The sequence below is a fragment of the Undibacterium sp. Tian12W genome (assembly GCF_049339405.1).
GTDB lineage: Bacteria > Pseudomonadota > Gammaproteobacteria > Burkholderiales > Burkholderiaceae_D > Undibacterium.
This window is the reverse complement of sequence record NZ_JBMPPK010000001.1, coordinates 265,631-283,935: the sequence shown is the minus strand read 5'-3', so window position 1 is coordinate 283,935 and position 18,305 is coordinate 265,631. Positions and strand designations below refer to the sequence as shown.

General features: G+C 50.3%; 17 protein-coding genes. 8 read left to right on the top strand and 9 right to left on the bottom strand.

Annotated elements, in window-relative coordinates:
- Together ACO0LI_RS01235 and ACO0LI_RS01230 are read right to left on the bottom strand one after the other, a co-directional pair.
- On the bottom strand, positions 1-1,209 hold the full coding sequence (locus ACO0LI_RS01235) for a toxic anion resistance protein (RefSeq protein ID WP_422949557.1): 1,209 nt from the start codon (positions 1,207-1,209) through the stop codon (positions 1-3).
- Between the two features lie 40 nt (positions 1,210-1,249).
- Positions 1,250-2,356, bottom strand: coding sequence for a hypothetical protein (locus ACO0LI_RS01230; protein WP_422949556.1), 1,107 nt, complete (start codon positions 2,354-2,356; stop codon positions 1,250-1,252).
- Positions 2,357-2,818: 462 nt separating this feature from the next.
- Here ACO0LI_RS01230 and alr point away from each other — a divergent pair, with 462 nt between their 5' ends.
- The 4 genes from alr (at position 2,819) to ACO0LI_RS01210 (ending at position 7,433) form a co-directional block, all read left to right on the top strand.
- A complete protein-coding gene (alr, locus tag ACO0LI_RS01225) occupies positions 2,819-3,922 on the top strand; it encodes an alanine racemase (RefSeq protein ID WP_423030226.1) in 1,104 nt (367 codons plus the stop codon).
- Between the two features lie 72 nt (positions 3,923-3,994).
- Positions 3,995-5,287, top strand: coding sequence for a D-amino acid dehydrogenase (locus ACO0LI_RS01220; protein ID WP_423030224.1), 1,293 nt, complete (start codon positions 3,995-3,997; stop codon positions 5,285-5,287).
- Positions 5,284-5,847 carry a hypothetical protein gene (locus ACO0LI_RS01215; RefSeq protein WP_422949553.1) on the top strand — a complete coding sequence of 188 codons (564 nt, stop codon included), beginning with the start codon at positions 5,284-5,286 and terminating at the stop codon, positions 5,845-5,847. Before ACO0LI_RS01220 ends, ACO0LI_RS01215 begins: the two co-directional genes overlap by 4 nt.
- 29 nt (positions 5,848-5,876) lie before the next feature.
- The gene (locus tag ACO0LI_RS01210; RefSeq protein ID WP_422949552.1) at positions 5,877-7,433 is read left to right on the top strand and encodes a sigma-54-dependent transcriptional regulator; all 1,557 of its coding nucleotides are present in this window, start codon (positions 5,877-5,879) and stop codon (positions 7,431-7,433) included.
- Between the two features lie 63 nt (positions 7,434-7,496).
- Here the strand turns inward: ACO0LI_RS01210 and ACO0LI_RS01205 are convergent, their stop codons facing one another.
- The 7 genes from ACO0LI_RS01205 to ispB all read right to left on the bottom strand — a co-directional run bounded on the left by ACO0LI_RS01205 (position 7,497) and on the right by ispB (position 14,348).
- Positions 7,497-7,676 (bottom strand): DNA gyrase inhibitor YacG, encoded by a 180-nt coding sequence (locus tag ACO0LI_RS01205; protein WP_423030222.1) that lies wholly within the window; start codon positions 7,674-7,676, stop codon positions 7,497-7,499.
- A 2-nt stretch (positions 7,677-7,678) separates the two neighbouring features.
- Positions 7,679-8,434, bottom strand: a complete 756-nt coding sequence (gene zapD, locus ACO0LI_RS01200; protein WP_423030220.1) for a cell division protein ZapD — start codon at positions 8,432-8,434, stop codon at positions 7,679-7,681.
- 174 nt (positions 8,435-8,608) lie between these two features.
- Entirely contained in the window at positions 8,609-9,235 is a 627-nt protein-coding gene (gene coaE / locus ACO0LI_RS01195; RefSeq protein ID WP_422949550.1) for a dephospho-CoA kinase, read from the bottom strand.
- A gap of 17 nt (positions 9,236-9,252) precedes the next feature.
- A complete protein-coding gene (locus tag ACO0LI_RS01190) occupies positions 9,253-10,077 on the bottom strand; it encodes a prepilin peptidase (RefSeq protein ID WP_423030218.1) in 825 nt (274 codons plus the stop codon).
- 35 nt (positions 10,078-10,112) lie between these two features.
- The gene (locus ACO0LI_RS01185; RefSeq protein WP_422949548.1) at positions 10,113-11,348 is read right to left on the bottom strand and encodes a type II secretion system F family protein; all 1,236 of its coding nucleotides are present in this window, start codon (positions 11,346-11,348) and stop codon (positions 10,113-10,115) included.
- Positions 11,349-11,363: 15 nt separating this feature from the next.
- Complete coding sequence (gene pilB, locus ACO0LI_RS01180; protein WP_422949547.1) at positions 11,364-13,094, bottom strand: type IV-A pilus assembly ATPase PilB; 1,731 nt, start codon at positions 13,092-13,094, stop codon at positions 11,364-11,366.
- Positions 13,095-13,418: 324 nt separating this feature from the next.
- Entirely contained in the window at positions 13,419-14,348 is a 930-nt protein-coding gene (gene ispB, locus ACO0LI_RS01175) for an octaprenyl diphosphate synthase (protein ID WP_423030488.1), read from the bottom strand.
- Between the two features lie 315 nt (positions 14,349-14,663).
- Between ispB and rplU the strand changes: the two genes are divergently transcribed.
- The 4 genes from rplU to proB all read left to right on the top strand — a co-directional run bounded on the left by rplU (position 14,664) and on the right by proB (position 18,234).
- Positions 14,664-14,975 carry a 50S ribosomal protein L21 gene (gene rplU, locus ACO0LI_RS01170; protein ID WP_110255243.1) on the top strand — a complete coding sequence of 104 codons (312 nt, stop codon included), beginning with the start codon at positions 14,664-14,666 and terminating at the stop codon, positions 14,973-14,975.
- A 42-nt stretch (positions 14,976-15,017) separates the two neighbouring features.
- Positions 15,018-15,284, top strand: coding sequence for a 50S ribosomal protein L27 (gene rpmA, locus ACO0LI_RS01165; RefSeq protein ID WP_422949546.1), 267 nt, complete (start codon positions 15,018-15,020; stop codon positions 15,282-15,284).
- 410 nt (positions 15,285-15,694) lie between these two features.
- A complete protein-coding gene (obgE, locus tag ACO0LI_RS01160) occupies positions 15,695-16,807 on the top strand; it encodes a GTPase ObgE (protein WP_110255241.1) in 1,113 nt (370 codons plus the stop codon).
- 308 nt (positions 16,808-17,115) lie between these two features.
- Positions 17,116-18,234: a glutamate 5-kinase gene (proB, locus tag ACO0LI_RS01155; RefSeq protein ID WP_422949545.1), complete on the top strand. Its 1,119-nt coding sequence runs from the start codon at positions 17,116-17,118 to the stop codon at positions 18,232-18,234.
- Positions 18,235-18,305 lie beyond the last annotated feature (71 nt).

Sequence of the window (18,305 nt, the reverse complement as noted above, 5' to 3'; positions counted from 1 at the left end):
CTAGAGTTTGACAGGGCCATCTGGTGCTGCCAATGCTGCCGACGTCATGGCGCTACGCGCCTGCTCCGCGCGGGTCTTGTCCATGTACTGTTCAGTGCGGGCGATCTGCTCTTTGAGCATGGTGTTATTCTTGCCCATGCTGTCTATTGCCTGCGAACGGAAATTATCCATCGCATCCATGGCCTTGAAGGTGTTGTCGAACATCTCCTGGATTTTCTGTATGCCTATCAGAGGATTGGCGGCAAATTCGCCGGTCTTTTCCACATGCCTGCCCAACTGTCTTGAGGTCTCGGTGACCAGATCGCCTATGGTGTCGCTGACGCCAGTCAGCATTTCCATGACCTGCATCTGGTTGCCGGTGGCGCGTGCTACCGTCTGTGCTGTTGCCATGGCGGACATGCCAGTTGTGGCAACGCGGTTGCAGCCGTTGACCATTTCACGTGCTGTTTTCTTCAGCAAATCCATGGACAGGTAGCCGTTGACGTTGACCGCCATCTGCGTTTGCATATCCTGCAGGTTCTGGCGCGCGTAAAACAGTACTTCCTGTTCCAGTGCCTTTGCCCGCAGGGGATCACTCGCCTTGATTGTCTCTACATGGTTGGCGACGTGTTTGTCGAGCTGTTCGGCAAAATAGATCGCGCCCTTGAGTTTTTGCATGGCTTCCCAGAGCTTGGTTTTGACGAGTTCAATTTCCGTGGCATCACGCTGCATGTCATCACGCGCTGCATAAATCTGTGTCATCAGGGTTTGCAATTGCGAACCGGCGGTCTGGAACTTGCGGAAGTAAGCTTGCAGCTTGTTACCGAAAGGGATGATGCCGAGTATCTTGTTTTGCGTCAGCAAATCGCCTTGCTTGCCAGGATTTAAGTCATCGAGCATGACGCGCATGTCTTGCAGGGATTTGAAGGCGGCAGTATCTTCTATGCCAACAAAATTGCGGTCCATGAAGCGGCCTGTCATCAGTGCCGATGCATTCGAAATTTCTTCCCTGCCCAGGCGGAAGGCAGAATCCAGTTTGCTTTGAAAGCCGCTGCTTTGTACATCTTCTTTCAGGATGCTGTCTATATAGGCGTTGACCTGTATGTCTATCCTCTCTTGTACTTCAGCCTTCAGCGGCACCATGTCCGGTGCTTTTTTTTCTGCCACCGGTGTCAATACTTCTGGCGGTGTCAGGATCAGGGTAGTTTCTTGTGTGGTGGTATCAGTCATTTGTATGTCCTGTTTAATGTAGCTTGCCAAGAGAGGCGCATTACTGAAATTTCTTTTCTATGTTCTGGATCATGCGCTCCAGGATTTCGAAGCTGGGCGGATCAATGACATCCACCAGCGAGTTCGGTGCCTGCAGGTTTTTACTCTTCAGAAACGCGGCAAAATGCTCGGGCGTTGCCGTACGGTAGCCGTATTCAGCTGCCAGTTTCTGCAATTCAGGATCGGTGGCCAGGGCTTCACCAAGGCGACGGCCATTTTCATTGAAGGGCACGACGATGTGCTTGGTATAGATAGTGGGCTGAGGGTAGAGCAAGACCATGTCGGCATTCGGTTTTGGCCGTTTGGACTGGTATTCAAGGAACTGGCTTTCATAAATCATCACCAGTGGCGCCTTTCCCATACCCATGGTGGTGTAATCCTCAAAAGGCCCGGCGCTGCTGGCTTCCTGCAAGCCCTGGCGCAGGAACAGTGAGGATACGAAGGGCAGGACTTTATTGAGCTGTTCATTGTCATCAACGACGTTATTGTCATTGCTGACATAGCTCGCGAGTGACAGGTACATGGCGGCGGAATTGGATTTCCTGACGTCGGTGGAACTGATCAAAATACTTTTGCCGGTGGCATACGCGGTATTGTCCTTGAGTTCGCGCCAGCGTGTGCCTTTCTCGCTGAGACTCAGCAGCTTTTTCATATCGACGATGTAGTAGGCATCATTGATCTTCCTGACTATGCCTTCTGTCTCTAGCGTCGGTATCAACTGTACCCAGGAGGCGATTGCCATCGGTGTGAAGAAGGTGGGGTAAACCTGTTTTGCCTTGGCTTTGTTTTGCAGTGCCAGGGCGGCGGGTGCGCCGGCGGGGAAGGCAAAATCATAGGTAGTGAAGTCACGGGAGATGATTTCGCGCGAACCGGTCTTTTCGACTTTGACGCGCAAGCCTTTGCTGGCGAGAACAGCAATGACCCGGGGGTCAGAAAAATACGATTCCTTTTCTGAACCTATCATGCCCTTGACTTCAACCACCGCTGCGGAAACCTGTCTGGCAGCTTCGAGTGCATGATTTTTCTGGTAAGACGTATATGTTGCAGCACCTATTCCTATTAACAAAACCACCGCAAGGGCGGGACCAAGTATTCGTTTGATTTCCATTAGGCAATATTCCCGGCATGTTAATTCATGACACGAATGATTATGCGCATGCATTTATGACAGTTTCGTGACAGTCGTGTGACGATGATGTGACGTTTATGTGACAGCAGGGAAAAAAGCAATAAGCTTATTTTTGAATTTCAACTGTTTTCTTTTGCGTAGTTTCCACAATTGCCTGCTGATCTGGAGGCGGGAATCATGCGTTTCTATTTCTTAAATGATTTAGTGTATTTAATTCCTTACACTGTATTCAAATCAATACAATGTGTCGTTTTATGTACATTACCGAGGCTGACCTCTACACTGAGTGATAACAGAAATTCATTGCGTATTGAATTCAATACAGTTTTGAATATATTTACCGATTGCCGTTTGTAAGCTATTGAATTTATTCAATAAATTTTTTTGGCACAAGGATTGCTTCTACAAATCACGTTAGCTTACGTGATGGAGTGGTGAAATATGATGCAAGTAGCTGGAAAAGCAGGCGCAGTACTTCGTATTGATCTGAGGGCAGTACGGGATAACTATCGCCTTTTGCAAGGCATGCTGGGCTCTGGGCAATGTGGAGCAGCGGTGAAGGCCGATGCCTATGGTCTGGGTGTGGTACCCGTTGCCAGGGCCTTGCTGCAAGAGTCTTGCAGGCATTTCTTTGTGGCACATCTGGAAGAGGCAATTTTCTTGCGGCCCCACCTGCCGGCAGAGGCAGAAATCTATGTCATGCATGGTTCGCCGGTAGGCTATGAAGCAGAATTTCTCGAAAATAATTGCATACCAGTATTAAACAGTATCAGTCAGATAATATCCTGGCAGCAACTTGCGGCGAAAATACAACGTACTCTGCCAGCCATCGTGCAATTTGATACAGGCATGGCACGCATGGGGCTGTCTGAGGCTGAAGCAAATCAATTGTTCGCGCAGCCTGAGTTGCTTGACGGCATACAGGTGCAATATCTGATGAGTCACCTGGCCAGCGCCGAAGACCGGTCGAATTCCGCCAATCAGCAGCAACTGGCTGCTTTCAATGCGCTGCGGGCGCGCATGCCAGGTTGCAAGGCCAGCCTGGCCAATTCTTCAGGCATTTTTTTAGGAAAGGACTTTCATTTTGACCTGGCCCGCCCGGGTGCTGCCTTGTATGGCGTGGCACCTGTTGCCGGTCAGGCTAATCCCCTTAAGCCGGTCGCTTATTTGCAGGGCCGGATTATTCAGACACGTGAAATACCTGCCGGTACTGGTGTTGGTTATGGTGCCACCTGGCGCAGCAAGGAAACCAGCCGTATCGCCACCGTGGCGGTCGGTTATGCCGATGGCTGGTTGCGTAGCCTCAGTAACCGCGGTATTGCCCATATCGCCGGATACGCTGTCCCCATGGTTGGTAATGTGTCCATGGACACCATTACTCTGGATGTGAGTGCTGTACCTGCAGAGCATTTGCAGCCCGGTGCTCTGGTAGATCTTATTTCTGCTCAGAACACAGTAGATCAGGTCGCTGCCAGGGCGGGTTCCATAGGCTATGAGGTGCTGACCAGTCTGGGTGCGCGCTATGAGCGCAGTTACAGCGACTGAAGCAAACCTGAAGCGCAGCGGCACGGACCAACGGAATAAATCGACAATTAAAATATAAGCGGGAGAAACAAAATGAAAGTAGTGATCTTGGGTGCGGGTGTTATCGGTACAGCGTCAGCCTATTATCTGGCCAAAGCAGGCCATGAGGTGACTGTCATAGAGCGCCAGCCAGCAGCAGGTCTGGAAACCAGTTATGCCAATGCAGGCGAAGTTTCTCCAGGTTATTCAGCACCATGGGCAGGCCCTGGCGTGCCGCTGAAAGCGATCAAATGGCTGATGATGCAGCATAGCCCGCTGGCGATACGCCCCAGCTTTGATCCGACCATGTGGCGCTGGGTCACGCAGATGCTGATGAACTGCACCAGCAAACGCTATGAAATCAATAAAGGCCGCATGTTGCGCATGGCTGAATACAGCCGCGATGTCTTGCAACAATTGCGCAGCGATACCGGCATCAGGTACGACGAGCGTACCCAGGGTACACTGCAACTGTTCCGCAACCAGCAACAACTGGACGGTGCAGAGGCCGATATCGCCATCCTCAAACGTTACGATGTGCCCTATGAAAAACTGGACAAGGCCGGTTGCCTGAAAGTGGAACCCGCACTGGTCAATGTGCAGGATAAATTTGTCGGTGCCTTGCGCCTGCCAGGTGATGAAACCGGCGACTGCTTCAAGTTCACCCAGAGCCTGTCCAAATTCGCGCAAGAACTGGGTGTCCAGTTCAAATACGGCGTCAGCATACAAAGACTGGTCAAGAGCGGCGATACGATCACTTCTGTCATCACCTCGGAAGGTGAGATCAAGGCAGACTGTTTCGTATTGGCACTTGGCAGTTATTCCCCGATTCTCTTGAAAGAATTGGGCATCAAGATTCCTGTTTACCCTATCAAGGGCTATTCAATTACCGTCCCGATTACCGACGCACAAAAAGCGCCGGAATCGACGGTCATGGATGAGACCTATAAAGTCGCAATCACCCGCCTGGGCGACCGCATACGTGTCGGTGGTACTGCCGAAATCACCGGCTATAACCTCGACCTGCGTGCAGACCGCCGTGCCACCCTGGAGCATTCAGTGACTGATTTGTTCCCAGGTGGTGGCGACGTCAGCAAAGCTGAATTCTGGACTGGCCTGCGTCCCATGACGCCGGACGGCACCCCTGTCATTGGCCCTACGCCTTACCGCAACCTGTACCTGAACACCGGTCATGGCACGCTGGGCTGGACCATGGCTTGCGGTTCTGGCCAGTTCATTGCTGACGTGGTTTCTGGCAAGCGCCCGGCTATTTCTACTGAAGGTTTATTCATGGACCGTTACGGCAGCGTAAACAGTCCAATTTTTATACACAAGGAGTTGGCATGAATGCAATTGAAGAATTACTGTCATCAACCCAGGTCTTTTCTGATGCCAATCTGAATGCGCGGTTTTTTACCGCCATAGAGTTACTGGCACAAATCATGATGGTCATGCCGCGTACCGCGAATATCACCGCGCTGGCACAGGCAACAGGCAAAACCCCGCGCCTGATACGTTCGATACTCGCCGTGCTGAGCAAGGATGCTCTGGTCAGCCGCGACAGCAAGGAGAAAGATGCCTGGCATTGTCGTGACTGCAATGGCATCATCACCCTGGCAGATGTCTACCGTAGCTTCGTCAATGCAGAAGAACGCGCTGCTGCCAAGGCAATCGAAAAAGCGGTGCAGGAAGAAGAGACAGAAGTACCACAGGAAAGACGCACTACCCGTACTTCCAGCCAGCAAAGTGTCGATCTGCTGATGATGCAAGTTAAAATGACGCTCAATCGTGCAGTCTTGCAGCAACTGGAGCAATTTGACCTGGGCCGTTTGCGTGGCCTGGCATCGAATAGTGCCTTCCGCCGCCAGCATGCCCGCCCACGTGGTTATATCCCTGAGCCATATTAATCATCATCGTTTCATTATATTAGTAACGCATGCGCATCAATATCCAGTTCAAGGACAGAGTAGGTATTGCCCACGAAATACTGGCGGTATTGGCGCGTCGCGGGCTCAATGTGGTGGCGGTTGAAGTCGATCCACCAAACATCTATATCGACAGCCCTGAGCTGTTGGAATTCATGCTGCCCTCATTGCAGGCTGATTGCGAGTCTGTACGTGGGGTAGGTGAAATCAAGGTGCTGGATGTCTTGCCTGGCATACGACGACGCCTCAATCTCGACACCATGATGGCCGTCATGGAAGACCCGGTGCTGGCGATTGATGCCAGCGGCCATATCGTGATTGCCAATGTTGCCGCTGCCACTGCTACCCGCTTGAGTGAGTCCAGCCTGTGCCAGCGCAGCCTGAACCAGGTGCTTGACGATGCCGGCATACAGGAAGAGCTGGTCAATTGCGGTTTCCGCCTGCCCAGCCGTGAAGTCAGCCTGAATGGCGAGCCTTATTTCATGGATGTGACACCGGTATCCGAGCCCCAGGGCCTTGATATTACCCATGGTCGCTCGGTAGGTGCCGTACTCACCTTTCACGCACCTACCCGCATAGGTGGCCGCCTGCATGCCCTGCAGCACTCGGAAGGCAGCGGTTTTCATTTCATCATCGGTGAATCTGAACAGATAAGCAGCCTGAAAACCAAGGCAGCACGGGTAGCCGTGGTTGATGCCCCTTTGCTGATTACGGGCGAGACCGGTACCGGTAAAGAATTGCTGGCCCAGGCTTGCCATGGTGTCAGTGGCCGCAACAATGCGGCTTTCCTGGAACTGAATTGCGCAGCCTTGCCAGAAAGCCTGGCCGAGAGCGAATTATTTGGCTATATGTCCGGCGCCTTCACCGGTGCCCAGCGTGGCGGCAAACCCGGGCTGTTTGAAATGGCTGACGGTGGCACGGTCTTTCTCGATGAAATAGGCGAGATGTCGCTGTACTTGCAGGCCAAGCTGCTGCGCTTCTTGAATGACGGCAAGTTCCGCCGCATAGGCAGTGATAAAGAGGTCAAGGTGAATGTCCGCATCATCAGTGCCACCCACAGGAACTTACGCAAGATGGTGCAGGAGGGGAGCTTCCGTGAAGACCTGTTTTACCGCCTGAATGTCTTGCATCTGGAAATGCCAGCCCTGCGCGAGCGCCCTGACGATATCCTGCCATTGGCCAGGCATTTCATAGAGCGTGCCTGTACTCAGGCGCAAAAACCGGTATGCCGTTTGAATTCATCGGCCTGTGCAGCCCTGGTGTCGAATCACTGGCCAGGCAATGTCAGGCAATTGCAGAACGTGGTGTTCCGCGCGATTACCATGTCAGACCAGAGGGTACTGGAGGCCGCAGACCTTGATTGGGCAGAGGGTAGTATCACAGCTGAAGTGGTGAAGAGCGATGCCACCGAGAGCTGGGAGTTGTCGGTGAATGCTTTTGAGCGCAGCTTGCTGGAAAACCTGTATCCACAATATCCCTCCAGCCGCAAGCTGGCGACACGCCTGGAGACTTCACATTCGATGATCGCCACCAAGCTGCGTAAATATGGCATTCCACAAAAACGCTAGTTTTGGATAACAGGCTTAATAAACGATTGAATAAGCGGCTTAATATGCAGCTCAATAAGCAACTTATTCAGCCAGTTCTTCCGGATCTTCAGGTAAATTGACTGCAGGTATCGTGTATTTCTCTTCAGCCCAGGCACCCAGGTCTATTTGCTTGCAGCGTTCAGAGCAAAAAGGACGCCAGCGGTTCGCTTCTTTCCATTTCACCTTGGTTTTGCAGGTGGGACAATCAACAAAAGTAGCCATGTTCAGAAATTACAGAGAGTCAGGTCAAACGGGATATCGTTTTCGTAGGCCTTGGGCTTCATGTCGCCATCCTGGGACATAAAACGTATCCACAACATATATTTATTCGCAGAGATTTCAGGTATCGCACCCAGTTCCTGCAGGACATTGACGCGCAATAACTGATAAACCTTGCCTTGCAGCATCTGCTGGTAACTGCCAGCCTGGGCAATGACTTTGGAAGTCGAGCCAGATTCGCGCAACAGGCGCAAGACTACATTGATGGCATCAAACAGCGGGGCGATAGGGGCAAACCAGGCGCTGATGTCGGCAAAACGTTTTTCTGCCGAATTTTTTTGCCAGGCATGGTAGCTGGGCAAGTCAAATTCACAGGCACCGCCAGGGATGATGGTGCGGCCGCGTATGCTCATCAGCCATTCATTATCGCGTATGTTCTGGCCGGTCTTGCCTGTGCTGGCAACCAGGGCACTGCTGGCGCGATCGACGTCATCCAATACTTTATCCAGCATTTCTGCCTGCACATTGGGGTTGGATTTGAAACTGATGAGTGTGTGTCTTTGTCTTTCGAGTTCTTGCAAGAGATCAGATTTGAGGTCGGCGCGACCAGCGACTTCCAACATTTCAAAAATGGTGGCAAGGGCAACGTGATGCTGCATGGGATCAGACTGATGCAAGAAAAACGTGAATTTTTCGTATAAGTCTTCCAGCCGCAATAACGTGCGAATACGCTCGTTAAAAGGGTATTCGTAAACAATCAAAATAGTTTCCCTGTCAAAATTTGGTGCTCATCAAAGCTGCACATGATTCTGAACCATACTGTGTGAAATTACAAACACCGCGTGCAGATTTCCATTATTTTTTTTGTAGGAAAATGTTGCATGTGCTTTCAATATCCTCTCGCTGATACTGGCGTTTGCGTACAGGCTTAGTCTCTAATGCTTGTTTTTTGCCAGTCTTAGATACAGCTCATGCAAGCGCAAAACTTCTTCGCTTATATTTTTAAGGTCGCCATTGTTGACGATGACATCATCAGCGGCAGCCAGCCTGGCTTGCCTGCTGGCCTGGTTGCGCATGATGGCCTCTACCTGTTCACGACTTAACTGGTTGCGTGACATGACGCGTTTGATTTGCGTCTCTTCATCACAATCAACGACCAGGATGCGATCGACGCGCTGTTTCCAGTTACCTGACTCTACCAGCAGCGGTACCACGAAAATACGGTAGTCACCTGTGGCTTCGTTTGCTGCACGTTCTGTTTCTGTACGTATAAGCGGATGCAATATGGCTTCGAGCTTTAGTTTTTGCGCCGTATCGGCAAACACCAGTTGCCGTATGCCAGCCCTGTCCATCGCACCATCTGCGGTAATAAATGCATCACCAAATTGCGCACGTATGGCAGGAATAGCCAGGCCGCCAGGCGTCGTCAGCTGATGGGCGATCAGGTCGGTATCAATCAGTGCTGCGCCCAACTCGCCCAGCATATTGGCAATCGTGGTTTTTCCGCTGCCTATACCGCCTGTCAGGCCTAGTGAAAAAACAGGCGTGGAATTGTCAGCCATGCCAGCCATCCCAGCCATCACAAAGTGCTCAGATAAAAATCGACAATTTGCCGGCCCCAGATCAGTGCTATCAAACCTGCACCGGTCAGGTAGGGGCCAAACGGTATTTCTGTTTCCCAGCCAAATTTCTTGGAGATAATTTGTCCTATGCCTATGACCGAGCCTACCAGGGTCGATAATAAAACAATAACTGGCAACATGCTCCAGCCCATCCAGGCACCAAAGGCTGCCAGCAGCTTGAGATCGCCGTAGCCAAAGCCGGGTCTGCCACGCAGTTTTTCATAAATCCAGTTGATTATCCATAGCGACATATAACCTATGGCGGCGCCCAGTACGGCGTCTTTCAAGCTAGCAAAACCGCCGTAGGCATTCAACAACAGGCCCAGCCACATCAGACTCAGGGTCAGGTCATCCAGCAGCAATTTATGGTCTATGTCGATGAAGGTCATGGCGATCAGAAACCAGACAAAGACCACCGCACTCATGCCCACCACGCCGCTGCCAAAATGCCAGATCATGCCGGCAGTGAGCAGGCCCGTCAGGGCTTCTATCAGGGGATAGCGTATGGAAATTTTGGCCTTGCAGCCCGTGCATTTGCCACCAATGACGAGGTAGCTGATGATGGGTATATTTTCCAGTTCCGTGATCTTGTGCCCGCAATGCGGGCAGGCAGAGCGAGGCAGCATCAGGTCAAACCTGTCCTGGTGCGGCAATGGCTCCTGCCTTTGCTCTGCGACAAAATTATCCACTTCACGCAGATACATTTTAGGCAGGCGATAAATCACCACGTTCAGGAAACTTCCTATCAGCAGTCCCAATAGCCCGAAGGCTATTGTGGACAATCCATGCTGCGGACCTGCAAATAAAAACGTCTCAATCATCCTGCGACCGAACCCATTTTGAAGATAGGCAAGTACATGGCAACCACCAGACCACCAATGACCACACCCAGAATCACCATGATGATAGGTTCCATCAGACTCGACAGGGCGGCAACGGCTTCATCGACTTCATCTTCATAAAAATCGGCAACCTTGCCCAGCATCTGGTCTAGTGCACCAGATTCCTCACCAATCGCCACCATTTGCGTGACCATGGGAGGGAAGACATTGGCATTCTGCATGGCGACAGTCAGGCTGGTACCAGTACTGACTTCAGTCTGGATCTTGATGGTTGCATCCAGATACACGGCATTACCGGCAGCTCCACCAACGGAATCCAGGGACTCAACCAAAGGCACACCAGCGGCAAACATAGTGGCCAGCGTGCGTGTCCAGCGGGCGATGGTTGCTTTTTTGATCACATCACCAAAAATCGGTGCCTGCAACAACGCTCTGTCCATGAATTGTTGCATCTTCAATGAGCGACGCCATGTCTGCATGAAGAAGTAAATGCCGCCAAACAAGCCACCAAAGATGATGTACCAGTATTTGACGAAATTGTCCGAGATGTTCATGACGATCAGGGTAGGCGCTGGCAACTCTGCACCAAAGCTGCTGAAGGCCTGTTTAAACGCCGGAACCACCCAGATCATGATAACGGCGGTAACGATAAAAGCGATACCCAGAATGGCGATAGGGTAAGTCAGAGCTGATTTGATCTTGCCCTTGATGGCCATGGTCTTTTCTTTGTACAGCGCCAGGCGTGTCAGCAAGTCTTCCAGAATACCGGCTTGCTCACCTGCACCCACCAGATTGCAAAACAAGGGATCAAAATACAGGGGGAACTTGCGGAAAGCCGCGTTCAGACTGGTCCCGGTTTCTACGTCGCCACGGATATCCTGCAATAATTTGGAGACGGAAGGGTTGCTATGGCCTTTGGACACAATATCAAAAGACTGCAACAGCGGTACGCCTGCCTTCATCATCGTTGCCAGCTGGCGGGTAAACAGAGTGATGTCTTTGTCAGTAATCGCCTTGCCGGAGGTATAACTCTTCTTTTTTAACTTGGTAACAAGAATGCCTTGCCTGCGCAGGGTGGCATTCACAATGGCTTCACCGCCAGCGCGCGTTTCACCCCTGACGACCTTGCCAAATTTGTCCTTGCCTTCCCAGGCGTACAACTGCTCCTTGGGTTGCCCTGCTTTTGCTGATTTTGCCAGATTGGTTGCCATATTAATTTTCTCTTATTATTCGTTGGTACATCCGAGGACTTCCTCGAGGCTGGTCAGTCCTTGTCTGACTTTCATCAATCCGGATTGCCGTAAATTTCTGATGCCTTCACGCTGCGCCTGCTCTTCAATATCCAGCGCACCGGCGCTGGCCAGAATCAAGCGTTCTATGGGTTCGGAAATAGGCATCAACTGGTAGATACCGACCCGGCCTTTATAGCCGCCGCCATTACAGCGTTCGCAGCCCACCGGACCATAAGGTTTCCAGGTGCCATCAAGATCATCATCCTTGAAGCCAGCTGCCAGCAAGACTTCGTCGAGAATCTCAACCGGTTTCTTGCAAGTGCAAAGACGACGTGCCAGCCTTTGTGCCGTGATTAGAATGACAGAAGAGGCAATATTGAACGGTGCTACACCCATGTTCATCAAACGGGTCAGGGTTGCGGGCGCATCATTGGTATGCAGGGTAGAGAACACCATGTGACCCGTTTGCGCAGCCTTGATGGCGATATCAGCGGTTTCCAGATCACGGATCTCACCCACCATGATGACGTCAGGATCCTGACGCAGGAAAGACTTCAGAGCCACCGCAAAAGTCAGGCCAGCTTTGTCGTTGACATTGACCTGATTTACACCAGGCAAGTTAATCTCGGCCGGATCTTCGGCAGTCGAGATATTGATGCCAGGTTTGTTAATGACGTTAAGACAGGTGTACAGAGAAACGGTTTTACCAGAACCGGTAGGGCCGGTCACCAGCACCATGCCGTACGGGCGTTGTATCGCTTCCATCAGGATAGCTTTGTGGTCTGGGTCGTAACCCAGCGCATCAATACCCATCTGCGCTTGTGAACCGTCCAGGATACGCATTACGATCTTTTCGCCAAACAGGGTGGGCAAGGTGCTCACACGGAAGTCGATCGCCTTGTTGGCATTCAATTGCAATTTCATACGACCATCTTGCGGAACACGCTTTTCCGAGATGTCGAGTTTGGAGATAACCTTGATACGGGAAGACAACTTGTCTTTGATGGCCAGCGGTGGCTGGGCAATTTCCCTGAGCTCACCATCCACCCGGAAGCGTATGCGGTAGAATTTTTCGAAGGGTTCAAAATGCAAATCGGATGCGCCCAGATTAATCGCATCAATCAGCATTTTTTGCAGAAATTTAACGACAGGCGCATCATCAATTTCAGTAGCCTGTGCTTCAGCTGCTGCACCTGCGCCAAGATCATCTTCCTTGAATTCCAGCTCAAATTCATCGCCACCGATTTCATTGAGGCTTTGCTCTGACGACTTGCCCAGCTTATCCAGCAATTTGACTAGGGCATCGTGCTGCACGATGATAATGTCTATACCCAGGCCAGTCTGGAATTTGACTTGGTCCAAGGCAGAGTTATTGGTCGGGTCGGAGATCGCCAGCGATACTTTATTGCCTTTTTTGGCAATTGCAATCAGGCGCTGAGATTGCATGAGTTTTTGATCAACCAGCTTTTCCGGGATCTGTGACTCATTGATCAATGATAAATCCAGCAAGGGATAGCCAAAGGCATCTGAACAGAAGGTTGCAAGGTCGCGTGCGCTAACCGTGCCGCTCTGCGTCAGAGCATCAATAAAGCCGGTTTTGTCTGTCTGTGCTTTTTTACTGACAGTGTCAACCTGGGCGGCAGTCAATAAATTGGCCTGCGTCAACGCTCTCGCCAAGCCAGAGCTTGGCATCTGGGATGCTGAATTTGGTAAGACTGCGGACATAGGATCTTTTGAGTAAAATTTGCCAATACAATCAGTTGCCTTAGGATAATGCAACTAAGCCTGTTATTTGTAAAGTCGTTCCCCAGCGTACAGGCCGGGGAATGGGCAAAAAATGCAGCACTGTTACAACTGCATCGAGTTTTAAATCTATTTGCTAATGACGGCAAAGATCTACAGCTTCTTTACTCTGTATAGAATGTTTTCTGGTAAATTGCCACGCTGAATTTACCAGTCTTTTGTTTCCGCAGTGCCGCATGGATTTTAAGCAGGGATGCAATCCTGCTTAATTTTGTAACAATCTGTTAAATCCACGAATTTGTCGATTTAATGATTCCTTCCGACGGCGAAGGCGCAAAGCTTGATCATGGCCTGTTTATACTGATTGTCTGGCCAGGTCGAAATGGCTTTTGCGGCACGCTCAGCAGCTTTTACAGCTTCATTTTGCGTATATGCGAGAGCACCTGATTGCGTAATAGCAGCCAGTATCGCATCAAATTTGGATTCGTCACCATTTTCTATGCAAGCGCGTACCAGTTCGCGCTCTTCTGATGTGCCGTTTTTCATCAGATAGATCAGGGGCAGAGTGGGTTTGCCTTCGCGCAAGTCGTCACCGACGTTTTTGCCTATATCCTCTGCATTGCCAGAATAATCAAGAACGTCATCAATTAGTTGGAAGGCGGTTCCCAAAGACCGGCCATATTCGCCTGCGGCTTCGATTTCCGTTTGATTGGCACCCGCAATGAGGGCACCGATTTCTGCTGCTGCCTCAAACAGTTTGGCAGTTTTTGAGCGTATCACCTGCAGGTAGCGTTCTTCAGTCACGTCAGGGTCATGCATATTCAATAACTGTAAAACCTCGCCTTCAGCAATGACATTCGTCGCATCCGCCAATATTTGCATGATTTGCATGCTGTTGATGGATACCATCATCTGGAAGGCACGTGAATACAAAAAGTCACCTACCAATACCGAGGCAGCATTGCCAAACAGGGCATTGGCGGTCTTGCGGCCACGGCGCATGGAAGACTCATCCACCACGTCATCATGCAACAGCGTGGCTGTGTGTATGAATTCAACAATAGCGGCAAGTTCATGATGATGCTTGCCTTTATATTGAAAGGCATTCGCTACCAGCAAGACCAGTACTGGGCGTATGCGTTTGCCACCAGCGCTGATGATGTATTCGGCGATCTGGTTGACCAGGGCAACTTCAGAATGCAATTTGTTGCGAATTGCCTGATTCACTTCGTCCATATCGACGGCGATCAGTTCAGTGATGGGGTTTTGGTTATTTGTGGCAGACAAGGGAGAACCTGCATAAGAATCCGGGATGACCGCGATTATACGATGCAGTGCTGGTATTTGCTTGAATTGCACCAGTTCTCTTGCACTTCACTCAGGTAGCACCATTCAATTGCCTGTTTGCTATAGGTGTGCTGAAAAAAATATGCAAATAGTCTTTGACGCGTTGAGCAGGATTATGTACAATTTGGGGTTTTCCCGACTTCCCGGATGCATTTTTGTCTGGCGGGGGAGAAAATTCTTAATTTTTATTTGATGAGGTTTCACATGTACGCGGTCATAAAAACCGGTGGCAAACAATATAAAGTTGTCGCTGGTGAAAAACTTAAAGTAGAACAGATACCTGCAGACATTGGCTCCGAAATCACCATTGATCAAGTGCTCGCATTGGGCGCTGGCGAGACCATTAAATTTGGTGCTCCATTGGTCGCAGGTGCTACGGTGCTGGCTAAGGTTATAGATCACGGTCGTCACGACAAAGTGCGCATTTTCAAAATGCGTCGTCGTAAGCACTATCAGAAACGTCAAGGCCATCGCCAAAACTACACTGAATTGCAAATCGTTTCTATCAACGGCTAATCTGTAGATCAGCAATCAATCTGTATAAGGAGCTAATTAAAAATGGCACACAAAAAAGGCGGCGGCACCACGCGCAACGGTCGTGACTCAGAATCAAAACGCCTTGGCGTTAAAGTTTACGGCGGCCAAACCATCAATGCTGGCGGCATCATCATTCGTCAACGCGGCACACGCGTACACGCTGGTGAAAACGTTGGTATGGGCAAAGATCACACTTTGTTCGCTCTGGTTAACGGCAAAGTACAATTCGCTATCAAAGGTGCAGCACGTCACCAGTTCGCAATTGTTGTTGCAGACGCAGCAGCGTAATGCTTTGAAGTAATTCAAAGCAGGGCGCAAGCCAGTATGATAAAAAGGCTCTGCCATCGGTAGGGCCTTTTTAGTTGGATCAGTCTCCGGTCCAGCTCATTGCGGCAATCCTTTACCGCAAGCTCACCTCTCCGTAAAAACCTGTTTGCGATCTGTAGCGAGCGAGCGTCAGCGGGAGTCAGAGTAACATAAAGCGCAGCGCAAAAAGCGGAGTGTACTTAAGTACATGAGCATTTTGAGCAGCACATGAGCCCCGATCACGCTCGCGCAGTAAGATCGAAAACAGGTTCTAAGTACACCACCCTGCACAGGCAGTTTGATGTTAGCCCTTTTAATTTGAAGAAATCCTGTATAAATTTATTGTTCCATCAGGTTACAAAAATTTATACAAGCTTTTTTAGGTGGTAAAAATGAAATTTATTGATGAAGCCCGTATCGAAGTAATCGCCGGCGATGGTGGCAATGGTGTGGCATCCTTTTGCCGTGAAAAATTCCGTCCATTTGGCGGCCCTGACGGCGGTGATGGTGGTCGTGGCGGCAGCATCTGGGCTGTAGCTGACCGTAATATCAACACCCTGGTTGATTATCGCTATTCCAAATTGCATAAAGCCAAAGATGGTGAAAATGGCCGTGGTGCAGACTGTTATGGCAAAGGCGCTGACGATATCCGTCTGCGCATGCCGGTTGGCACGCAAATTTGCGACAGAAATACCGATGAAGTCATCGCTGATCTGACTGAACATGGTCAGGAAGTTGAACTCGTTAAAGGCGGTGAGGGCGGCTGGGGTAATATCCACTTTAAAACTTCCACCAACCGTGCACCGCGTCAGCGCTCTGATGGTAAAGAAGGTGAACGCCGTGAATTGCGCCTTGAATTGAAAGTACTGGCTGACGTAGGTCTGTTGGGTTTGCCAAATGCCGGTAAATCGACTTTCATTACTGCGGTATCGAACGCACGCCCAAAAATTGCTGATTATCCTTTCACGACCCTGCATCCTAATCTGGGTATGGTCCGCGTCAGCCATGAAAAAAGCTTCGTCATCGCCGACATTCCTGGCCTGATTGAAGGCGCTGCTGATGGTGCAGGTCTGGGCATACAGTTCCTTAAGCATTTGCAACGCACAGGCTTGCTCTTGCACATTGTTGATCTGGCACCGTTTGATGAAGCCGTCGATCCTGTCAAAGAAGCCAAGGCCCTGATCAAGGAATTGCGTAAATACGACGAAAGCCTGTATGAGAAACCACGCTGGCTGGTACTCAATAAGCTCGACGTGCTGACTGAAGATGAGCGCAAGAAAAAGGTCAAAGACTTTATCAAGCGCTTTGCCTGGAAAGGCCCGGTCTTTGAAATCTCCGCCCTGAATCGCGAAGGTTGTGAAGAGCTGGTGACCGAGATCTATAAATATCTGGAAGAAAAGCGTACGCATGAACAGCGTTCGCAAGAAACCACGATGAAAGAAGAAGCGCAGGGTATCTTGTCCATTGATCCGGATGATCCGCGTTTTAAAGTAATAGAAGACTAAAAGAAAACCTGGTGAAAGCCAGGTTTTTTTACATCTGCCATCAATTACTCATTAATTGATCCTCAATGGCTACTCAATTGCTACTCAACTGCTAATCAAGCGCTACATCCCTTGGCGGATGGAATATGAATAATTATTTGATATTAAAATAATTTCTTTTTAATAATGAAAATCTCATAAAAAGTAGAATATAGCTTTTAAATATGAATTAAATTTAGATTGCAACGACAGTATCCATATAAAGTATAATTTTGATTTGTTTGCCACTTTCATGCGGCAACCTCGCCAAATTATATCCGTACTCATTTATGCAATCTGTCATTCAACAAGCAAAGCGCCTGATCATTAAAGTAGGTTCCTCTCTGGTCACCAATGATGGCAAGGGGCTGGACAAGCAAGCCATCGCCAGGTGGGCTGCCCAGATTGCAGGCCTGCGTGCCATGGGCAAGGAAGTGGTGCTGGTCAGTTCCGGTGCCATTGCCGAAGGCCGGCAACGCCTGGGTTTTGAAAAGCGGCCAACCGCCATCCATGAATTGCAGGCTTGTGCTGCGGTAGGCCAGATGGGCCTGGCGCAAATTTACGAAAGCAGTTTTCGTGAACACCAGCTAGGTACCGCACAAATCTTATTGACGCATGCCGACCTGGCAGATCGTGAACGCTACCTGAATGCGCGTTCCACCCTGTTCACCTTGCTGCGTCTGGGTATCGTCCCCATCATCAATGAAAATGACACGGTGGTCACGGATGAAATCAAGTTTGGTGACAATGACACCCTGGGTGCGCTGGTTGCCAATTTGATTGAAGCTGATGCCCTGATCATCCTGACTGACCAGAAAGGCCTATATACCGCTGACCCGCGCAAAGACCCGGATGCCACCTTCGTCCATGAAGCCAGGGCAGGTGACCTGGCGCTGGAAGCCATGGCGGGCGGTGCCGGTTCCAGTCTGGGTAGTGGTGGCATGCTGACCAAGATACTGGCAGCAAAGCGCGGCGCACGTTCTGGTGCACATACGGTCATCGCCTGGGGGCGCGAAGACAATGTCTTGCTGCGCCTGGCACAAGGTGAAGCCATAGGTACACAACTGATTTCGCAAATGGCACCAGTGGCAGCGCGCAAACAATGGATGATGGATCATTTACAGACTCTGGGCCAGGTCGTACTGGATGCCGGTGCAGTGCAAAAACTGACGCGTGAAGGCAAGTCCTTGTTGCCGATAGGGGTGCTGGATGTGCGCGGTGAATTCAGTCGTGGTGCTGTAGTTACTCTTTGCGATGAAGCGGGTACCTCAGTGGCCAGGGGTTTGATTAATTATTCAAGCGCGGATGCACGCCGCATCAAACGCCATGCTTCTTCTGAAATTGCATCCATACTTGGTTTTGTCGAGGAGTCCGAACTGATACACCGTGACAACCTGGTTTTGTTGTAAATTGAATATAACGCCGAGCATAAAAAATGGGCGCTGAATCTGAATTGATCCAGCGCCCATGTCATTTGTAC